We start from the raw sequence: 18,654 nt of genomic DNA, 5'->3' as shown, positions 1-18,654 counted from the left end.
AGCTGCGCAAAAAGGGCATATGGGAAATCGCCCGGGATGGTCTGCGAATCAGACCGGCACGGGGGCGTGCTCCGCCTCGGGAAGCGACCGTGACGGCGGAACGACGAACTTGTAGCCGACCTGGCGGACGGTGCCGATCATCGACTCGTACTCCGAGCCGAGCTTGGCGCGCAGTCGCCGGACGTGCACGTCCACCGTGCGGGTGCCGCCGAAGTAGTCGTAGCCCCAGACCTCGCGCAGGAGCTGGTCCCGGGTGAACACCCGGCCCGGGTGCTGGGCCAGGAACTTCAGCAGCTCGAACTCCTTGTAGGTGAGGTCGAGCGGGCGACCCTTGAGCTTCGCCGCGTAGGTGTCCGGATCGATGGTCAACTCGCCGGCCCGGATCGAGCCGCCGGCGCCGGCGGTCGCGTTGCTGAGCCGGCCCACAGCCAGCCGCAGCCGCGCCTCGACCTCGGCGGGGCCGGCCGAGGCGAGGATGACGTCGTCCACGCCCCAGTCCGCGTTGAGCGCGATCAGACCGGCCTCGGTCACCACCGCGACCAACGGCACGCCGAGCCCGGTGGCGTGCAGCATCCGGCAGGTCGCCCGGGCCTCGCTCAACTCCGATCGGGCGTCCACCATCACCGCGTCCGGGCTGGGGCCCGCGACCAGGGTGCGAACGTCGCGCGGCGCGGTGCGGACCGAGTGCGGCAGCAGGTCGAGTGCCGGCAGCACAGCCGACGGTTCCCCTGCGCGTGCGGTCACCAGCAGCAGGATCTCCACGATCACCTCCGTCCCGGCGGCCCGAGGCCGCACGCGACCAGTCGCACTCGTCAGGGAGTGCGCTGAGAAATTGCGTGGTCCCGGCGTCGCTGACGGGCGGGTAACGCGTTGAGCTTAACTGATCGCCTCGGCCGCACCGTCAGGCCAAATCCTGTTTGTCTATCTTGCCCCTGATCGTGGCCTGGTTTTTAACGTCGCTGAAACCCGTGACCACCGCGGCGGGCGGTCGGTCTGGCACGATCGGGTCGTGTTTCCCTCCACCTCGCCCGAGGCCGGCCGCGAATCGTGGCCCGCTGGGTCCCGCCCGGGCCCGGCCGCCGCACCGACGCGTGGCCAACCGCCCGCGCCGCGTACCGGTCCGGCCACCACCGACGGCGATCGCCGCGAACGGGGTGGGCCCCGCCGGGCCCGTCGCTCCGGTGAGCCGGCCCGCCGATCCGAAGACGAGATCGACGAGCCGGAAGAGGAGGTCATCCCCCCGGTCGAGGTGCATCGCCAACTGGCGCTGACCATCGCCGGCTTCGCCGCGCTGCTCGGCGTCGGCCTGGTGCTCGGCGCGCAGACGTCGGGTCCCGGCCACCGGCTGCCGTTCGCGGCCATCGTCTTCGGCGTCCAACTGCTGTTCGTGCTCGCCTGGACGATGGCCATGCGCCCACCCGCGTTGCTGGTGGTCGCCGGGATCAGCGCCGCGGTCGCGGCGCTGGCCGACACCGCCGCGGTGCAGACCGACGTCGCCGGCCTGGCACCGCTGGGCTACCTGGCCGTTGGCGGGTTCCTCGCCGCGGTGCTCGGCCAGTTGGTCCGTCGGGTCGACCGGGTCCGGGTCACCGACTCGCTCGGGGCCACCCTGCTCATCGTGGTCGGGGTGGTGGCCCTCGGCACCCTGATCGTGCTCAGCCGCATCCCGGCCGGCACCCAGGCGATCACCGTCTGCCTGACCGCGAGCGGTGTCGCGCTCACCGTCGCCCGGCTCACCGACGCCGTCCTGCCGTGGCCGCGGCTGGCCCCGCAGGTGCCCCGGGGCGCCGCCGGCGTGGTGGCCGGCGCGATGGTCGGCACGCTGACCAGCGCCCTCCTCGGCAGCTATCTGGTAACCCCGTTCACACCAACCCGGGCCGCCGTGATCGGCCTGGTCGCGGCCGTCACCGCCGTCCTCTCCGACCTCGCCGTGGGGTACGCGGAGGCGGGCCGGTTGATGGCCGGTGAACCGCCCACGATGTGGGTGGCCCGGCACATGCAGGGTCCACTCGGTGGCTTCGCTCTGGCGGCACCCGCCGCGTACGCCATGTGCATGCTCTTCCTCTGAGTCACGGTTGAGCGCGGAGCCGGTCGGGTACCTACGGGTGCGCCGCCCTGCGGCGTTCGGTACGAACGCCCCGTCGCGGCGCGACGGGCGGAGACAGGAGGCGGCGTGGCGCGGGACTATCCGGTGGACGAGGCGCGACCCCGACGGCGTGGCCGCAAGCTGCTCATCGGGCTGTTCGTTCTGCTCCTGCTGGTGGCGGGGTTGCTGGTGGTCGCCGACCGGGTGGCGGTCGGGGTTGCCGAGCGGACCATCGCCGACCGGGTGCAGCAGGAGATCGCCAAGCAGGGCGCGCAATCCGCCGCCCCCGAGGTGGAGGTGGGCGGAGTTCCGTTCCTCACCCAGGTGCTCGATGGGCGTTACCAGCGGATCACCATCAACCTGCGGGACGTGCAGGCCTCGGTCGAGGGCGACGCCGTCCGGCTGCCGGTGCTGGACGTGACCGCCCGTGACGTGCGGGCCTCGCTGGACACCCTGCGCACCGGCCAGGGTGACATCGTGGCGGACACCGTCAACGGCGCCGGCACGATCAGCTACGAGAGTCTGGCCGCGTTGCTGAACCGCCCGGGGCTCACCCTCGGCGAGCAGAACGGCAAGCTCACCGTCACGGCCCCGGCCGACATCCTCGGTCAGCGGCTCACCATCAGCGGCACCGCCGACGTCACCGTCGCCGACAACGGCGCGGTCGCCCTGCGCTTCAACGACTTGGACGCCGCGGGTCTGCCGAACCTGCCGCTGGCCCGTGCCTTCCTGAGCAACTACGCCAAGAGCATCTCCATCGACGTGCCGCTTCCGGAACTGCCGTTCCAACTCGCAGTCCGGGAGGTCCGTCCGCTGCCGGAAGGGCTGGCGGTCACCGCCGATGCGAAGAACGTGCCGATCAACTCGGTCGGCTGACGCCGAAGGCGCGGTGGGACGCCGAAATCCTTGGCAGGCCCGTCGATTCCCGGATGGTGGTCGGCTGAGTGGCAGCTCGGTCACTGGCTGGTAGGCTCCCTGGCCATGGGGACCCACCTCACCAAACGGCGCGCGGTCGACCTGTGCCGCGTGGCCACCTGCCTGTGTCGCCCCGTCATCTGACGGCGGGGCTGTCTCCGGCCGCCTGACGGCGGCCACCGGCACAGGGTTCTCGCACCCTCCGGTTATCCCACCGAACGCCCGGCAGCGGCGCCGTCGCACGAACCCGTGATCCCGTCCTTCCGCTGGGTCCCGCGCGTGGTGCGACAGATACGTCAATCGATTCGCGCGCGTTGGCTCACCATCCATCCTCACCAGGGAGTGATTCGATGAGTCGCGACACCGCACTCGTTTCGGCCGAGTGGGCCGAGAAGAACCTCGACGCCCCGGGCGTCGTCTTCGTCGAGGTCGACGAGGACACCTCGGCCTACGACACCGGCCACATCGCCGGCGCCATCAAGATCGACTGGAAGACCGACCTTCAGGATCAGGTCCGCCGGGACTTCGTCAACAAGACGCAGTTCGAGGCGCTGCTCTCCGAGCGGGGCATCAGCAACGACGACGTCGTGGTGCTCTACGGCGGCAACAACAACTGGTTCGCCGCGTACGCGTACTGGTACTTCAAGCTCTACGGCCACCGCGACGTGAAGCTGCTCGACGGCGGCCGCAAGAAGTGGGAGCTGGATGCCCGCCCGCTCGTCACCGACCAGGTCTCCCGCCCGGCGACGCAGTACGTCGCGCAGGAGCCGGACACCTCCATCCGGGCCTTCCGGGACGAGGTCGTCGCCGCGATCGGCACCAAGAACCTGGTCGACGTGCGCAGCCCCGACGAGTTCGCGGGTCGCCTGCTCGCCCCCGCCCACCTGCCGCAGGAGCAGGCGCAGCGGGCCGGCCACATCCCCACCGCGATCAGCGTGCCGTGGTCCAAGGCGGCCAACGAGGACGGCACCTTCCGGTCCGACGACGAGCTGCGCAAGATCTACGGCGACGCGGGGCTCAACGACGGCAAGGAGACCATCGCATACTGCCGGATCGGTGAGCGCTCGTCGCACACCTGGTTCGTGCTCCAGGAGCTGTTGGGTCACCGCAACGTCAAGAACTACGACGGCTCCTGGACCGAGTACGGCTCGCTGGTCGGTGTGCCGGTGGCGCTCGGCGACGAACCCGGGGAGGCCTGATCATGACTCTTCCCACCGCTGCAAGCTGCGCCGCACCGGACCAGGCCGCGCCGCTGCCGGCCAGCCTGGACCTGGAGAAGGAAACCGTCATCACCGGTGTCGTCCGCTCCGCCGAGGCCGAACCGGTGCCGGGGGCGTACGTCCGGCTGCTCGACTCGACGGGTGAGTTCACCGCCGAGGTGGTCACCTCGGCCGCTGGGCAGTTCCGGTTCTTCGCCGCGCCGGGCTCCTGGACCCTGCGGGCGTTGTCCCGGCACGGCAACGGCGACACCGCGGTCACCGCCGGCCGGGGTGTCAACGAGGTTGCCGTCACCGTCGCCTGACCCACTGCTCTGATCGACCGGGGCCGGTCACCCTCCCGGGGTGGCCGGCCCCGGTCGTGTCGGTTCCCCGTGGACGCGCCGGGGCGGGTGCCGAAATCCATCGGCATGCGTCACTATCTTCTGGTGGAATTCAGGGATGAAAGTGGCGTGTCCGACGAAGGGGGCCCCATCGTCGTCTGCGTGGGCGCCGACAGGTCGATGCGGCAGCGGGTGCTGAGCCAACTCGACGGGCTCGCCCGGGTGCACAGCTGCGCCGACCTGGCCGAGCTGCGTGAGCTGCTGTCGTCACCGACGGGCCTGGTGCCGGTCGATCCGAGGGCCGACCCGCGCGCCCAGGCGCGGGGCCCGGTCGAATGGGATGGGCTCGTCGTCGACCGGGCCGGACACCGGGTGACCTGGCGCGGCGAGCCGGTCCCGCTGACCCCGGCCGAACGCGAGCTGCTCGCCCTGCTCATCGGCCCGCCGCTGGTGGTGTGGAGCTACGAACAGCTCTGTGCCGCCGCGCTGGGTGGCGCTGACACCACGGCGCTGCGGTCCACGATCAAACGGCTCCGTCGCCGGTTGCGGGGCCTGCCGGACGGACCGCAGGTGCACACCGTACGAGGGGTCGGCTACCGGCTCGACCGTCCGCCGCGACGCAACGACCACTGACCCGCCGTCGCCCAGCAGCCGTCGACCGGCTCCGCCGCCGGCCCGGCGGCGGGCCCGTGACACCATGACCGGGTGAGCGGTGCTGTCCAGACGGGTTGGGCCTCCTCGGCCGGCCCCGCCGCGCCGGCACCAGCCCGGTCGCGGCGGCGGCGGTGGTTGGTGGCCGGGACGGTGGCCTGGGCGGTGTTGCTGGCCGGGCTCACCTGGGTGTCGGTGCGGGACGACCCGCCAACAGTGCGCGAACAGCGCTCCCTCGACCAGGCCGGCCCGGTGGTCGACCGGGCGGTCGGCGAGCTGGCCCGCGCGGCCGGTGCCGCGGGTCTGCTGGAGCTGGGCCCGGCGCGGATCGCGTCCGGTTGCCGGGTCACCCCGTTCGCCGACGGGGCGAGGCTGCGACGCGAGGTCGGTGTGCTCGCGGCCATCGGCGACGAGCGGGCCGTGCTGACCGGCATCGCCGAACGGCTGCCGGCGAGCTGGCGGGCCGGGGTCTGGCCCGGGGTGGACGGCCACGAACTGCGCGCCGACGCCGGAGAGTTCGTGGCAGTCGAGGGGCGGCCGACAGGTGACGGCCGGGTGCGTCTGGTCGTCGACACCGGTTGCCGGCCGGTCGGCACCGGCTACTCGCCGGCCCCGGCCACCGCCGCCGGCCCGGAGACCGCCGCGCTGAGCGCCGCGCTGCTGGCACTCGACCGGCCGGGCGACACCGCGCCGGAGCTGGTCACCGCGCCCTGCGCCGGCGGCGGGTTCGCCCGTACCGCGCGGTCCGCTGACGGTCCCGGCCCGGCGGCCTCGACGGCCGCGCTCGCCCCGCTGGCCGGCAACGCCCCACTGGTGGACCAACCCCCGGTGTACGCGTACCGCACCGGTGCCGTCACCGTGCTTGCCGAGATCAGCCCGGACGCCACCCGGCTGGCCGCCACCGTCGGCTGCCCGGGCTGAGCCGGCAGCCGGGCCCGGTCAGCCCTGGCCCGACCGTTCCTCCGGGTCACGACTGCGGCCCAACGCGTCGACAGCGCCCCACCGACCGGGAATGTCCAACAGCTCGACGCGGCCCATCCCCGACGGCACGGCCGGGTCGATGATCAGGTGTTCGCCCTGCGGCTCCAACCCCAGCATCACCCGCAGCAGCAGCAGTGGGGTGCCCGTCGACCAGGCCTGCGGGCTGCACGCCGTCGGGTACTCCACCGGATAGTCGGTGAGGTCGCGGGCGTAGCCGGCGAACGCCTCCGGCAGCCGCCCCCCGAAGTACCGGGACGCCGCCAGCATCGTCTCGCAGATCAGCCCGGCCTCGTCCCGGAAGCCGTACCGCCACAACCCCCAGGCGATGATCGAGTTGTCGAACGGCCAGACCGTGCCCACGTGGTAGCCGATCGGGTTGTACCGCCCCTCGTCGGCGGCGAGCGTCCGCACCCCCCAGCCGGAGAACAGGCGCGGCCCGAGCAGGTGTTCGACCACCTTGCCGGCGCGCGACTCGTCCACGATGCCGCTCCACAGCAGGTGCCCGATGTTCGAGGTCAGCGCGTCCACCTGCCGGCCGTCGGCGTCCAGCGCGAGCGCGTAGTGCTCCCGTTCGGGGATCCAGAAGTCGCGGTCGAACCGCTGTTTCAGGTCGGCGGCCTCCCGCTCCAACCTGTCGGCGAACTCCGGGTCGTTCCAGAAATTCCGGGCCAGCCGGGCGGCCCGCATCTTCGCGTCGTACGCGTAGCCCTGCAGCTCGCAGGTGGCCCGGGGGAAGCCGGGCAGTTGGCCGTCGGCGTACGAGATGGCGTCCCAGGAGTCCTTCCAGCACTGGTTCTGCAGGCCGGTCTCCGGGTTGCGGGTCTGGTACCAGAGGTAGCCCGTGCCGAGCAGGTCACCGTAGGTGTCGATCCACTTCAGTGCCGCGCGGACCTGTGACTCCAGCTTGCGAACGAGGGCGGCGTCACCGGTCCACCGCTCGTACTCGTCGATCAGGATGATGAACAGCGGTGTCGAGTCGGCCGACCCGTAGTACGGCGAGTGGGGCTGCTCCTCGAAGCCGGCGGTCTCGCCGTAGCGCAGCTCGTGCAGGATCTTGCCGGGTTCCTCGTCCCGGAAGTCGTCCACCCGGTGACCCTGAAGCCCGGCGAGCATCAGGATGGTCGGCGGGACCAGCTCCGGCAGGAACGGCAACACCTGCAACGAGGTGATGATGCTGTCCCGGCCGAACAGGGTCATGAACCAGGGCAACCCCGCGGCGATCAGCCGCACGCCCAGCGCGATCGACTCGTAGCGCAGCGCGGCCAGGTCGTTGAGGCTGCGCCGGTACGCCCCGGCCAGCGGCTCGCAGTCGCAGCCGAGCTTCGGCGCCCGGTCGATCAGCTCCTGCTGTTCGGCCCGGATGGCGTCCGCGCTGCGGCTGCCGCCGTACGGGAGGGTGGCTCGGATGTCCTGGCCGCGGGCCCCGAAGACGATGCTGGACACGTGCAGCCGAGTGCTCCACCTGTCGTTGCGGGCGATCCGGATCCGGAAGGTCATCCCGGTCTCGTCGATCCGTGCCGGCGCGGTGGTCCGGAGCACCATCTCCCGGTGGAACGCCTCCCGTCGGTAGGTCAGCCGCAGCTCGTTCTCACCGACGTTGACAGTGGTCCGGCCCCGCTTCTGCCGAGCGTCCTTGATCTCGAAGAGGTCGGCGAAGTCGGCCCCGACCTCGATGCGGAGGGTGCACTCGACCTCCGCGCCGAGGTGGTTCAGCACGGTCAGCTCCTCCTCGAAGCTGCCCACTATCGCCCGGCTGCGGATCACCGACGCTTTCGCGTCCAGGTAGTGGGTGGGTTCGCCGGGGGCCAGGAAGAACGTGGTGCGGTACGACTCGGAGTCGTCGACGGAGAGGGCGTGCAGCCGTTCGCCGTCCAGGGTGAGCACCCAGGTGGACAGGAAGCGGGTGTCGAAGGAAAACAGCCCGGTGGGGAAGTCGTAGGACGGTTCGATGTCGCCACGTCGGTCGCTGACCAGGAAGGTGTTGCCGTCCAGGATGCTGACGAGGTCTCTCACCGTTGTCGCCCGGCTGCTCGACGGGCCGTTTCGCGGGGGTCGCGGGTCCCGGGCGGGTCCGGAAAGAACCGCCGGAAGGCGAGGAAGAGCACCACGTTTCCGCTGAACGTGCTCTCGTTACGCAGCACCGCCGCGACCCCCTGGGCCTCCCCGGCGATCAGCCGGTCGAAGAGGGCGGTGCTGCTGTACCAGATCGCGTCGGCCGGGCCACGCTCGCGGCTGACCTGCACGGACCCGGGCCGCATCCGGACCAGCCAGTGTTCGGTGCGGTGGTTGTCGCCGAGGTCGATCTGGAGGGTGCCTTCGGCCAGGCCGCCCAGGAGCTCCGGGGCACGCGACGGCAGCGCTTCGAAGAACCTCTCCGCCGCCTCGGTCACATCCGAATCGTAGGCAGCTGTCCGACATGTCGGGTCGGTATCGGCACTCCGCTCGGTTCGGCCCACCGCCGCCGTGCGATCAGTAGACGAGCGCCTGTGCGCCCTCGGCCAGCGCCTCCTCGACGAAGACCGCGGCACCGGCGATCCGGACCCCGGGGAGTACGTCGTCCGGGCCGATCTCCCGTCGCGCCGCGCACTGCGTGCAGGCGGTCACCCGGCCGCTGGTCAGGATGACGTGCAACAACTCGGCCAGCGGTGCGGAGTGCGGCAGGTCGAACTGCTGGGCGCGGCCGGGCACTGCGAACCAGGTCGCCTCACCGGTCAGCCAGAGTGAGACGTCCACCCCGGCCGCGACCGCCGTCGCGGCGACGGTGAATGCCTGCGCGCACCGCTCGGGGGCGTCAGCCCCCGCGGTGGCCTTGACGACGAGAGTGCGGGCCATGTGGCCCAGCATAGGATGGCCGGGATGGTTACCGAGATCGGGTTTGTCAGCCTGCTGGTCGCTGGCCTGGGCGGGCTCGCCGGTGGCCTGGTCTACCTTGCCGTACGCATGTCGAGAGGACGTTGGTGACGCTGGTGAGCGCGAGGAGTGAGCCGGGGTTGCGAGCCCCGCAGTCGCGAAGGAAGGTGGCTCCGTGAGCGAGAATCCGCTGCAGCCGCCGTGGCTGAACGCGCCGCCGGTCGAGGAGTACCCGTTCGAGGAGAGCCACGACCTGCGGGTCGGGCCGAAGCTGCACCCCGCGCTCGACGCCCTGTTGCCGTACATCGGGCTGTGGCGTGGTCGCGGCAAGGGCGGCTTCCCCACCATCGAGGATTTCGACTACGCGCAGGAGATCCGGATCAGCCACGACGGCCGGCCGTTCCTGCACTACGAGTCCCGTGCCTGGATCCTCGACGAGCAGAGCAGGCCGGTCCGTCCGGCCGGTCGTGAGGTCGGCTGGTGGCGTCCGGTGCTGGTGGACGGGCGGGCGACCGACGAGCTGGAGGCGCTGCTGACCACCCCGACCGGGGTGATGGAGCTGCACCTGGGCAAGCGCACCGGCACGCAGGTCGAGTTCGCCACCGACGCGGTGATCCGGACTCCGACCGCGAAGGAGGTCACCGGCGGCCACCGGCTCTTCGGCATCGTCGAGGGTGCGTTGCTCTACGCCCAGGAGATGGCCGCCATGGGCCACGGGCTCAGCCCGCATCTTTCCGCCCGGCTGGTCCGGGTCGGGGGCTGACGCTCAGTCGACGGGGAAACCGAGCAGGGCGTGCAGGGCGGGGGTGCGCGGGCAGTGCTCCCGGCGTACCCCGTCCAGCATCCGCACCTCGGCGAGCCCGCGCACCGATGAGCTGAACCAGACCCCGTCGGCGGCGTGCAGCTCGGCCGGTGTGACCATCCGTTCGGAACCGTTCAGGCCCAGCTCGTCGGCGTGGGCGAGCAGCCAGGCGACGGTGGTACCGGGCAGGATGCCGGTGGTGGCGGCGGGCACCGTGCAGAGCGTGTCGCCGGTGAGCCACACCACATTGGCGATGGGTCCCTCCAGCGCGTACCCGTCGGAGGAGACCCAGAGCACGTCGTCCACGCCGGCCCGGCGGGCCCAGCGGCGGGCGGCGCTGTTGACCGCGTACGAGGTGGATTTGATCCCGGCCGGTAGCCAGCCGAGCCCGGCGCGCGTGTCGGCGGGCACCCCCAGCGGCAGGACCGCCACGGTGATCCCGTTGCGCCGAGCCGCCTGGGAGGACGCCGGCACCGGGTTCAGGGTGGCGTAGACGGTCGGCGGGCCGCCGGCCTCCGAGCCCCGGGTGCAGACCAGCCGTAGCGCGCCCTCCACCGTCGCCGGCCAGCCCGCGCGCACGGTGTCGAGCAGGTCGATGAGCGCGTCGACGGGGGGTAGCTCAAGGTCGACGGCAGTTGCCGCCGTGGCCAGCCGGGCGAGATGCGCGTCGCGCAGCCACGGCCGGCCCTGGCGCAGGTGCATGGACTCGAAGAGGCCGTCGCCGTGCAGGACACCCAGGTCGTCGGCGCGCAGGACGGGTTCGTCGGTCGGGACGAGGCCCCGGCCGAGAACGGCGATCCGGGCACTCGCTGTGGTCGGGTCCGTGCCGACGGGTGGCGTCACCATGACCGTCGAGCGTAGTGGCGGGCCGTCGCAGGCAGGAGCGGCCGCGATTGCCGAACTATGATCGGACGGTGTCCGAATCCTCCCTCGCGGAAATGCTGCGGTCCCGTGGGCTGCGGCTGACGGCCCAGCGGCAGCTCGTCCTCCAGGCGGTGCTCGATCTGGGCCACGCCACCCCGGAGCAGGTGCACACCGCGGTGCGGGAGGTCGCCGCCGGCGTCAACATCACCACCATCTACCGCACGCTTGAGCTGCTGGAACGGCTCGGCCTGGTCACCCACACGCACCTGTCGCACGGCTCGCCGACCTATCACGCGGCCGGTGAGCACCAACACGTCCATCTGGTCTGCCGGGAGTGTGGCGCGATCGACGAGATCGATCCGGAGCTGCTGCGCCCCCTCGCCGACCAGTTGGCCGCGCAGCGGGGGTTCCGGGTGGACATTGGGCACGTGTCACTCTTCGGTGTCTGCGTACGCTGCGAGAACGGGGACGACAAATGATCGACATCGCGGGCGCGGTGGCCGTCGAGAGCATCGACGAGGCCAGCCGCGACCAGCCGGATCCGGCGCACGTCGCGGCCGGCGTGCGGGGGGTGGCCGCGCACTACGGTGACCCGCTGCGTGAGCAGCGCACCCTCGACACCGCTGTCGGTCTGGTCGACCGGTCGCATCGAGGGGTCATCGCGGTGCCCGGGGAGGACCGGGCCGGTTGGCTGCACACGATCACCTCGCAGCACCTGAGCGCCCTCTCCGCCGGTGAGGGCACCGAGTTGCTCGTGCTGTCGCCGCACGGCCACGTCGAGCAGCACGCCATGGTCGCCGAGGACGGCGAGACCACCTGGCTGGACACCGAGCCCGGCGCGACCGAGGGCCTGCTGACCTACCTGGAGAAGATGCGGTTCTTCAGCAAGGTCGAACCACGCGACGCGACGGCCGAGCGGGCGCTGTTGTCGCTGGTCGGGCCGGCGGCCATGGAGGCGCTCGGCACGCTGGGCGTGACCGGGTTGGCCGCGCCGGATGTGGTCGCGGTGCCGGGTCCGAAGTTCCCGCACGGTGCGGTGCCACAGCGGGCGAGCGTCCGGTACGACGTGCAGCCCCTGCCGATCGGCGGCTGGGCCCGACGTGGTCCGCTCGGGGTGGACCTGCTGGTGCCCCGGTCGGCGATGGACCAGGTGGTGGCGGAGTTGCGCGGCGCCGGCGTGCCGGTCGCGGGGCTCTGGGCGTACGAGGCGATCCGCGTGGCCGCCCGGCAGCCGCGGGTCGGGGTGGACACCGACCATCGGACCATCCCGGCCGAGGTCGACCTGATCGCCCCGGCGGTGCACCTGGACAAGGGTTGCTACCGGGGGCAGGAGACGGTGGCGCGGGTGCACAACCTGGGTCGGCCGCCGCGTCGCCTCGTACTGCTGCATCTGGACGGAGTGACCACCGATCAGCCGCCGGCGGCCGGTACGCCGGTGACCCTCGACGGCCGGGCCGTCGGCTTTGTCGGCACCGCCGTGCTGCACCACGAGCTGGGCCAGGTCGCCCTGGCGGTGCTGAAGCGCAACGTGCCGGACGACGCCGCGTTGCTGATCGGCGAGACGGCGGCGGCGATCGACCCGTCCTGACCGGGCCGTCTAGGATCGCCGGCATGACAACAGGGACGTTGATCACGGTGGCCCCGACCGGCGCTGAGTCGGCCAAGGCGGAGGTGCCGGCGCTGCCGGTGACCCTCGACGAGTTGCTGCTCACCGCCAAGGAGTGCGAGGCGCTCGGCGCCGCCGTGATCCACGTCCACATCCGCGACGACGAGGCCCGGCCGACGCTGGACCCGGTGCGGCTGGCCGACACGGTGGCGGCGCTGCGGGAGGGCACCGACCTGATCGTGCAGCTCTCCAGCGGCGGCGCGGTGACCGACCCGGAGGCCGCCCGGCTCGCCGTCCTCGACGCCCGTCCGGACATGGCCTCCTGCACCATGGGCACCGTCAACTTCGGCGACGACGTCTTCCTCAACCGCTGGGAGTTCATCGTCGACCTGCACACCCGGATGCAGGAACGCGGGATCGTGCCGGAGTACGAGATCTTCGACCTCGGCCACCTGTCGGCGTTGCAGCGGCTGCTCGGGAAGTACGGGCTGCCGGCCGGCGGGCACGTGCACGTCGACTTCGTGATGGGTGTGCCGGGTGGCATGCCGGGCACCACGGAAACGCTGGTCGCCGCCCACCGGATGCTGCGGGACCTGCCCGAGGGCACCACGTTCTCGGCCACCGGTGTCGGCCGGAGCACCATTCCGGTCCTGCTGGCCTCGCTGTCGACGGGCGGGCACCTGCGGGTCGGTATGGAGGACACCGTGACGTACGCGAAGGGCCGCCCGGTGGAATCCAACATGCAGCTGGTCGCCCGCGCGGTGGGTTTCGCCCAGCTCGCCCAGCGTCCGCCGTTGACCACCACCGAGGCCCGCGAGCTGCTCGGGCTGTAAGGCCGGGTCTGTCCCGCACCCCTGTCACCCGGGCGGTGGATGTCCTGGTCACCCCGGTGCCGGGCACCCCCGGACCGTCGGTACCGTCCACCGCGTGACGAAGACGTACGAGGGCGGCGCGCCGCTCGCCGAGGTGGTCCGGTCCGGGTTCGTGGAGGGTGCGCACCGCGGCTCGGTGGTGGTGCTGGACGCCGCCGGTGTCGCGGTGGCGTCCGCCGGGGACGTGGCCTCGCCGATCTTTCCCCGTTCGGCCAGCAAGCCGATGCAGGCGATCGGGATGCTCCGGGCCGGCCTGGCGTTGAGCGACCCGGCCGACGTGGCGCTGGTCTCGGCGAGTCACGCGGGCGAGGAATTCCACCTGGCCCGGGTCGGTGCACTGTTGGAGCGCGCGGGGCTGGAGGAGTCGGCGCTGCACTGCCCGCCCGACCTGCCGGTGGGTGCCGCGGCCCGGGAGGCGGTGCTGCGCGCCGGTGGCGGCCCGAGTCGGGTGCAGATGAACTGCTCCGGCAAGCACAGCGGGATGCTGCTGACCTGCGAGGCGGCCGGTTGGCCGCAGGAGGGCTACTGGCGGCCGGAGCACCCGTTGCAGCAGCGGCTGCGGGCCGCCATCGAGGAGTTCACCGGCGAGCAGGCGGCGGCGGTGGGGGTCGACGGCTGCGGCGCCCCGGTGCTCGCGGTGTCGCTGACCGGCCTGGCCGGGGCGTACCTGCGGCTGGTCGAAGCCGAGCCGGGCTCGGTGCCGCGCACCGTGGCCGACGCGATGCGGGCGTACCCGGAGATCGTCGGTGGCACCCGGGCCGACGACACCCGGCTGATGCGTGGTGTTCCGGGACTGCTGGCCAAGGTCGGCGCGGAGGGTGTGATCGCCGTGGCGCTGCCGGGTGTCGGCGCCGTCGCGTTGAAGATCGACGACGGCGCGGACCGGGCGCGGATGCCGGTGCTGGTCTCCGCGCTGCGCCGACTCGGCGTGGACGCCCCGGTGCTGGCCGAGTACGAAGAGGTGCCGCTCTTCGGCGGCGGGGTGCCGGTCGGGGCGGTCCGCCCGCTCTGGTGAGCGGCGCTCCGGCATCGGTGGGGATGGCCGGCGTGGCTCACCGTCGGTGACCGTGCCGGCTGGCGGTGGTCCGCCCGCTCTGGTGAGCGGCGCTCCGGCATCGGTGGGGATGGCCGGCGTGGCTCACCGTCGGTGACCGTGCCGGCCGGCGGTGGCCCGAACATCGTGATGCCACAGCGGCATCAAGATGCCGCTGTGGCATCACGCTCATTCGCGGTTCGGGCTCCGAACGCCCGGCGTGCGTGCGGCCCGGCGTGCGTGCGGCCCGGCCTGCGTGCGGGGTTGGTCAGCTCAGGAAGTCGAGCAGCGCGGCGTTGACCGGCTCCGGACGCTCCAGCGGCAGCAGGTGCGCGGCGTCCGGCACGTCGGGCAGGCGCACCGCGCCGGGGACCTCGGCGGCGATCCGGTCGGCGAGTCGGCTGATGTCCGGCACGTCCGCGGCACCGGCGGTGACCAGGACGGGGATCGCCAGCTCGCTGAGACGGTCGATCGCCGGGGGGCTCAGCTCGCCCACCTCGACCGCGCCGAGTGCCAGCTCGGCGGCGAGGGCCCGCTGGTCCATCTCCTGCGCGAACGCGACCAGCTCGCTGTCGACGTCCTCCGGCTGCCGTCCCGGGCCGACCACCCAGAAGCGCACCTCACCGGCCGCGCCCGCGACGAAGTCGTCGGGGTCGACCTCGCCGACCAGGTTGTCCCACAGGTCGTTCGCCTCGTCGGACCACTCGTTGCCGGAGACCGCCGTGTCGAACAACGCGAGCGCGCTCACCCGGTCGGGGTGGGCCAGCGCGGTGTCGATGGCGACCGCTCCGCCGAACGAGCAGCCGACCAGGGCGGCCCGGGGCAGGCCGAGCGCGTCCAGCAGCCCGGCCACGTCGTCGTGGTGCGTGAACGGGGCCGGGGGGAGCTCCGAGTCGCCGTAGCCGCGCAGGTCAGGGACGATCACCCGGTGTCGGGTGGCGAGCGCGGACACCTGCCCCCGCCACATCCGCCGGTCGGCGATGCCGGCGTGCAGCAGGACGACGGGTGAACCGGTGCCGGCCTCGTCGTACGCGATGCTTGCTCCATTGACTGTGATCTTGTGCACGGACGGACCGTACGGATCGACGGAGCGGCGCGCAAACGGGATGCTGAGACCTTGCTAACTATGGTTAGCGTTTTGCTTGCAGGAGCTAGCGCCAGCGATTAGCGTCGCGGTCATGGCCACACCCAAGGACCTTCCCGACGTCGGCGGGTTCATCCGCGATCTGCGGCGCAACGCCAAGATCTCGCTACGGCAGCTCGCCGAGCAGGCCGGGGTCAGCAACCCCTACCTCAGCCAGATCGAGCGCGGCCTGCGCAAGCCCAGCGCCGAGGTGCTCCAGCAACTGGCGAGCGCGCTGCGGGTCTCCACGCCGGCGATGTACCTGCGCGCCGGTCTGCTCGACGACAAGGAAGGCCACGGGGTGCTCGCCGCCATCGCCGTGGACGCAGACCTGACGATGGCGCAGAAGCAGTCGCTCAGTCAGATCTACGAGACGTTCCGCCGGGAGAACACCCGGCTGGCCGAGGCCGAAGCCGATGCGGCTCAGGCCGGAGCCGGCGCGGCCCAGCCCGCCAGCCAGGCCGCCGACCTGGCCAATGTGGCCGCCACCGGCCCCACCACCGTGGGCGGCACCCCGACCGAGGCCGTGCTCGAGTCGGTCGCCGTCACCGAGGCGGGCACCGCCCCCGCCCCGGGCAGCACCAGCATCCCCCAGAAGAAGAAGGCCGCCGAGGCGGCCGAAGAGGAGACGTCATGAGCGAGCCGAAGACCAACCGCATCCCCGCCCCGATCTACGCCGCAGCCGGTGCCGGCGAGCTGGCCATCGAGCAACTGCGCAAGCTGCCGGCCGTGGTCGGCGTGCTCAGCACCCGGGTCGTCGCCGACCTGGGTGGTCGGGCCGTGCTGACCGGTTTCGAGCTGAAGCAGAAGGCCACCGAGACGCTGCGTACCGCCAACGAGAGCGCCGACCTGGCGAAGCTGCGCGAGGTGGCCGACATCGACAAGCTGCGCGCCGCCGCGACCCGCAACGCCGCCCTGGTGGTCGCGAGCGCCCAGGTCGCCCAGGAGCGCGCGTTCGCCGCGTACGGCGCGCTGGTCGCCCGGGGCGAGCGGGTCGTCGGTGCCGGCGTGCTGGAGGCCGCCGAGACTGTCAACGCCGACATCGAGGCCACCGAGGCGGTGACGCCGGCCACCACCGCTACCGCAACCACCACCCCGACCGCCCCGGCCGCGGCCCCCGTCGACACGCCGACCCCGGCCGACGTGGCCGAGATCGCCGAGGCCAAGCCGGCCGCGGTCAAGAAGGTCGCCCGCGCCCCGAAGGCCGCCAAGCAGGCCGAGACCCCGTCGGCGAAGCTGCCCCGGGCCACCAAGCGGACCCGTCCGGCGGCCGAGTAGCTCATCGGGTCGGCGACCCCGGCGGCGTCCTTGTCGGACGTAGCCGGGGTCGTGGACATAAACTTGCCGACATGGCCAACGCCGCGCCGATCTTCGCGTTCGAAGTCCGCTACGTGATCGAGCTGATTCTGCTCGTCTTCGCGCTGATCATCCAGGGTGTCGCGCTGGTGCACGCCGTCACGCAGCGCTCCGACGCGTTCCCCGCTATCGGCACGCTGCCCAAGGGCGGCTGGATCGCCATCCTGGCGGTCTGCCTCGTGCTCACCCTGCTCGGCTTCGGTCCGATCAGCCTTTTCGGACTGATCGGCATCGCCGCCGCGCTCATCTACCTGCTCGACGTCCGGGTCGGTCTGCGCGACCTGAGCGACGGCAAAGGGTTCTGGTGAGAGGTTTTCGCTGGCCGCCCCCACCCGACAGCGGTCCCCGCACCTGGGGGCCCGGCCCGGGTGGGCCGCGTACCGGCCGGCCGGCGCTGCCGGAGCCGGAGACCGAGCTGGTCACCACCCCGCACGGGGTACGGCTGGAGCGGCTGGTCACCGGCAGCGGTGACCCGGTCACCGTGTTCGCACACGGTCTGGGCAACGGCATCGCCACCACCCGCCCGTTCGGCAGCGGGGTGAACGGCCGCAAGGTGTTCTTCCAGTTCCGCGGTCACGGCCGATCCGATTCCCCGGACGGTCCGTGGGACTACCTCGACCTGGCCCGGGATCTGCGGGCGATCGCCGACCTCGGGCGGGCCAGCCGGGCGTTCGGCGCGAGCCTCGGGGCGGGTGCCCTCTGCCGGCTCCTCGCGGAGAGCCCGGAACGTTTCGACAGGCTGGTCTTCTTCCTGCCGGCGGTCCTCGACGAGCCACGCGGGCCGGCCGCCCGGGAACGCATCACCGACCTGCTGGAGGCGGTGGAGAGCGGGGACGCCTCGGCGGTCGCCGACATCGTCACGCTGGAGCTGCCCCCGGCGGTGCGCAACACCCCGGCCGGCTGGGCGTACCTGCGGCAACGGCTCGACCAACTGCTCCGTGACGGTCTGGCCGACGGTCTGGCCACGCTCACCGACCAGACGCCGCTGCGCCGGATCGGTGACCTGGCGGCGGTCACCGCGCCGGCACTGGTGATCGGTTGCGCCGGCGACGACCTGCACCCGGTCGAGGTCGCCGAGCGGCTCGCCGCCGCGCTTCCCCAGGCCACCCTGCACGTGTACGACCGGCCCGGTGTGCTCTGGTCGGAACGCGCCGACCTGCGCGAGCGCATCTCCAGCTTCCTGAACGAGTAACCTGCCCTGTCATGGGCGTCACACAGCACGGCCGGACGCACCGGCTGGACCTTGCCGACCCGACACTGCGCGAATGGACCTGCACGGTGCTGCACGCCGATGCGGAGCAGGGCATCGTGCTGGACCGTTCGGCGTTCTACCCGGGCGGCGGGGGTCAACCACCCGACCACGGCGTGCTGCTCTGGCAGGGCGTGCAGACCCGGATCGTCGGCACCCGCAAGGGCGACGACCCGTACCTGATCCCCGCCGAGGGTGACCCGTTGCCGCCGGTCGGCACCGCTGTCGTCGGCGCGGTGGAGGACGAGCGCCGTACCCGGCTGATGCGCACCCACTCCGGGCTGCACGTGCTCTGCGGTGTGGTGTTCCGCGACTTCGGCGCGCTGGTCACCGGCGGCAACATGGAGCCGGGCGAGGCCCGGATGGACTTCAACCTGCCCGAGGTGCCCCCGGACTTCAAGGCCCGCATCGAGGAGCTGGTCAACGCCGAGGTGGCCGCCGACCGCTCGGTCGCCACGCGGGTGTTGCCGCGCACCGAGGCGCTGGCCCTGCCGGACATCATCCGCACCCAGTCCAACCTCATCCCGCCGGACGAGCAGGAGGTCCGCATCGTCGACATCGTCGGGCTGGACGTGCAGGCCGACGGCGGCACCCATGTCGCCTCCACCGCCCAGATCGGCAAGGTGCAGGTGGTCAAGGTGGAGAGCAAGGGCCGCGCCAACCGTCGGGTCCGCGTCCGGCTCGTGGATTAGAACGGGTAACCGAATTCGGACGTCGGCTGTCAGG

At 72.2% G+C, this 18,654-nt stretch carries 24 protein-coding genes; 18 read left to right on the top strand and 6 right to left on the bottom strand.

The features are described 5' to 3' along the window. Nucleotides 1-48: 48 nt before the first annotated feature. Entirely contained in the window at nucleotides 49-768 is a 720-nt protein-coding gene (locus QSK15_RS27140) for a winged helix-turn-helix transcriptional regulator (protein ID WP_209444464.1), read from the bottom strand. A 241-nt stretch (nucleotides 769-1,009) separates the two neighbouring features. Here QSK15_RS27140 and QSK15_RS27135 point away from each other — a divergent pair, with 241 nt between their 5' ends. The 7 genes from QSK15_RS27135 to QSK15_RS27110 all read left to right on the top strand — a co-directional run bounded on the left by QSK15_RS27135 (nucleotide 1,010) and on the right by QSK15_RS27110 (nucleotide 6,113). Continuing rightward, a complete protein-coding gene (locus QSK15_RS27135; protein ID WP_285796915.1) occupies nucleotides 1,010-2,068 on the top strand; it encodes a hypothetical protein in 1,059 nt (352 codons plus the stop codon). 105 nt (nucleotides 2,069-2,173) lie between these two features. Further along, nucleotides 2,174-2,962: an LmeA family phospholipid-binding protein gene (locus QSK15_RS27130; protein WP_285796914.1), complete on the top strand. Its 789-nt coding sequence runs from the start codon at nucleotides 2,174-2,176 to the stop codon at nucleotides 2,960-2,962. Nucleotides 2,963-3,067: 105 nt separating this feature from the next. After that, nucleotides 3,068-3,145, top strand: coding sequence for an Ms5788A family Cys-rich leader peptide (locus QSK15_RS32560; RefSeq protein WP_310503780.1), 78 nt, complete (start codon nucleotides 3,068-3,070; stop codon nucleotides 3,143-3,145). A gap of 206 nt (nucleotides 3,146-3,351) precedes the next feature. Next, the gene (locus QSK15_RS27125; RefSeq protein WP_285796913.1) at nucleotides 3,352-4,200 is read left to right on the top strand and encodes a sulfurtransferase; all 849 of its coding nucleotides are present in this window, start codon (nucleotides 3,352-3,354) and stop codon (nucleotides 4,198-4,200) included. Nucleotides 4,201-4,202: 2 nt separating this feature from the next. Beyond that, entirely contained in the window at nucleotides 4,203-4,523 is a 321-nt protein-coding gene (locus QSK15_RS27120; protein ID WP_279515534.1) for a DUF1416 domain-containing protein, read from the top strand. Between the two features lie 147 nt (nucleotides 4,524-4,670). Beyond that, on the top strand, nucleotides 4,671-5,174 hold the full coding sequence (locus QSK15_RS27115; protein WP_285796912.1) for a winged helix-turn-helix domain-containing protein: 504 nt from the start codon (nucleotides 4,671-4,673) through the stop codon (nucleotides 5,172-5,174). Between the two features lie 72 nt (nucleotides 5,175-5,246). Continuing rightward, a complete protein-coding gene (locus tag QSK15_RS27110; protein ID WP_285796911.1) occupies nucleotides 5,247-6,113 on the top strand; it encodes a hypothetical protein in 867 nt (288 codons plus the stop codon). 18 nt (nucleotides 6,114-6,131) lie between these two features. On the opposite strand, the gene QSK15_RS27105 is transcribed toward QSK15_RS27110, so the two are convergent. The 3 genes from QSK15_RS27105 to QSK15_RS27095 all read right to left on the bottom strand — a co-directional run bounded on the left by QSK15_RS27105 (nucleotide 6,132) and on the right by QSK15_RS27095 (nucleotide 9,017). Then, the gene (locus tag QSK15_RS27105) at nucleotides 6,132-8,186 is read right to left on the bottom strand and encodes an amylo-alpha-1,6-glucosidase (protein ID WP_285796910.1); all 2,055 of its coding nucleotides are present in this window, start codon (nucleotides 8,184-8,186) and stop codon (nucleotides 6,132-6,134) included. After that, nucleotides 8,183-8,563 (bottom strand): SCP2 sterol-binding domain-containing protein, encoded by a 381-nt coding sequence (locus QSK15_RS27100; protein ID WP_285796909.1) that lies wholly within the window; start codon nucleotides 8,561-8,563, stop codon nucleotides 8,183-8,185. Before QSK15_RS27100 ends, QSK15_RS27105 begins: the two co-directional genes overlap by 4 nt. Before the next feature lie 79 nt (nucleotides 8,564-8,642). Beyond that, a complete protein-coding gene (locus QSK15_RS27095) occupies nucleotides 8,643-9,017 on the bottom strand; it encodes a DsrE family protein (RefSeq protein ID WP_285796908.1) in 375 nt (124 codons plus the stop codon). Nucleotides 9,018-9,029: 12 nt separating this feature from the next. Here QSK15_RS27095 and mtfM point away from each other — a divergent pair, with 12 nt between their 5' ends. Both mtfM and QSK15_RS27085 read left to right on the top strand, forming a co-directional pair. After that, nucleotides 9,030-9,134: a small membrane protein MtfM gene (gene mtfM / locus QSK15_RS27090; RefSeq protein WP_282264268.1), complete on the top strand. Its 105-nt coding sequence runs from the start codon at nucleotides 9,030-9,032 to the stop codon at nucleotides 9,132-9,134. A 64-nt stretch (nucleotides 9,135-9,198) separates the two neighbouring features. After that, nucleotides 9,199-9,786, top strand: a complete 588-nt coding sequence (locus QSK15_RS27085; protein WP_279515539.1) for a heme-binding beta-barrel domain-containing protein — start codon at nucleotides 9,199-9,201, stop codon at nucleotides 9,784-9,786. A gap of 3 nt (nucleotides 9,787-9,789) precedes the next feature. Here the strand turns inward: QSK15_RS27085 and QSK15_RS27080 are convergent, their stop codons facing one another. After that, on the bottom strand, nucleotides 9,790-10,671 hold the full coding sequence (locus tag QSK15_RS27080) for an aminotransferase class IV (protein WP_285796907.1): 882 nt from the start codon (nucleotides 10,669-10,671) through the stop codon (nucleotides 9,790-9,792). A gap of 68 nt (nucleotides 10,672-10,739) precedes the next feature. Between QSK15_RS27080 and QSK15_RS27075 the strand changes: the two genes are divergently transcribed. From QSK15_RS27075 to QSK15_RS27060, 4 genes are all read left to right on the top strand, one after another. After that, nucleotides 10,740-11,168 carry a Fur family transcriptional regulator gene (locus tag QSK15_RS27075; protein ID WP_030327761.1) on the top strand — a complete coding sequence of 143 codons (429 nt, stop codon included), beginning with the start codon at nucleotides 10,740-10,742 and terminating at the stop codon, nucleotides 11,166-11,168. Beyond that, nucleotides 11,165-12,277 (top strand): CAF17-like 4Fe-4S cluster assembly/insertion protein YgfZ, encoded by a 1,113-nt coding sequence (gene ygfZ / locus QSK15_RS27070; RefSeq protein ID WP_285796906.1) that lies wholly within the window; start codon nucleotides 11,165-11,167, stop codon nucleotides 12,275-12,277. The genes QSK15_RS27075 and ygfZ overlap by 4 nt, the downstream gene beginning before the upstream one ends. Nucleotides 12,278-12,300: 23 nt before the next feature. Further along, nucleotides 12,301-13,128 carry a beta-keto acid cleavage family enzyme gene (locus tag QSK15_RS27065; protein ID WP_285796905.1) on the top strand — a complete coding sequence of 276 codons (828 nt, stop codon included), beginning with the start codon at nucleotides 12,301-12,303 and terminating at the stop codon, nucleotides 13,126-13,128. A gap of 94 nt (nucleotides 13,129-13,222) precedes the next feature. Beyond that, nucleotides 13,223-14,182: an asparaginase gene (locus QSK15_RS27060; RefSeq protein ID WP_285796904.1), complete on the top strand. Its 960-nt coding sequence runs from the start codon at nucleotides 13,223-13,225 to the stop codon at nucleotides 14,180-14,182. Between the two features lie 286 nt (nucleotides 14,183-14,468). Here QSK15_RS27060 and QSK15_RS27055 read toward each other — a convergent pair whose 3' ends face one another. Then, nucleotides 14,469-15,266, bottom strand: coding sequence for an alpha/beta fold hydrolase (locus QSK15_RS27055; RefSeq protein WP_285796903.1), 798 nt, complete (start codon nucleotides 15,264-15,266; stop codon nucleotides 14,469-14,471). Between the two features lie 112 nt (nucleotides 15,267-15,378). Between QSK15_RS27055 and QSK15_RS27050 the strand changes: the two genes are divergently transcribed. From QSK15_RS27050 to QSK15_RS27030, 5 genes are all read left to right on the top strand, one after another. After that, nucleotides 15,379-15,960: a helix-turn-helix domain-containing protein gene (locus QSK15_RS27050; protein ID WP_285796902.1), complete on the top strand. Its 582-nt coding sequence runs from the start codon at nucleotides 15,379-15,381 to the stop codon at nucleotides 15,958-15,960. After that, nucleotides 15,957-16,601 (top strand): hypothetical protein, encoded by a 645-nt coding sequence (locus QSK15_RS27045; RefSeq protein WP_285796901.1) that lies wholly within the window; start codon nucleotides 15,957-15,959, stop codon nucleotides 16,599-16,601. The genes QSK15_RS27050 and QSK15_RS27045 overlap by 4 nt, the downstream gene beginning before the upstream one ends. 71 nt (nucleotides 16,602-16,672) lie before the next feature. Then, nucleotides 16,673-16,987 carry a DUF2516 family protein gene (locus QSK15_RS27040; RefSeq protein ID WP_030327754.1) on the top strand — a complete coding sequence of 105 codons (315 nt, stop codon included), beginning with the start codon at nucleotides 16,673-16,675 and terminating at the stop codon, nucleotides 16,985-16,987. Continuing rightward, nucleotides 16,984-17,871 (top strand): alpha/beta fold hydrolase, encoded by an 888-nt coding sequence (locus QSK15_RS27035; RefSeq protein WP_285796900.1) that lies wholly within the window; start codon nucleotides 16,984-16,986, stop codon nucleotides 17,869-17,871. Before QSK15_RS27040 ends, QSK15_RS27035 begins: the two co-directional genes overlap by 4 nt. A gap of 11 nt (nucleotides 17,872-17,882) precedes the next feature. Beyond that, a complete protein-coding gene (locus tag QSK15_RS27030) occupies nucleotides 17,883-18,620 on the top strand; it encodes an alanyl-tRNA editing protein (RefSeq protein WP_030327752.1) in 738 nt (245 codons plus the stop codon). Nucleotides 18,621-18,654: the final 34 nt, after the last annotated feature.

The sequence above is a fragment of the Micromonospora sp. NBRC 107095 genome, from assembly GCF_030269705.1.
GTDB classification, from domain to species: domain Bacteria; phylum Actinomycetota; class Actinomycetes; order Mycobacteriales; family Micromonosporaceae; genus Micromonospora; species Micromonospora parva.
This window is presented reverse-complemented; position numbering and strand designations above follow the sequence as displayed.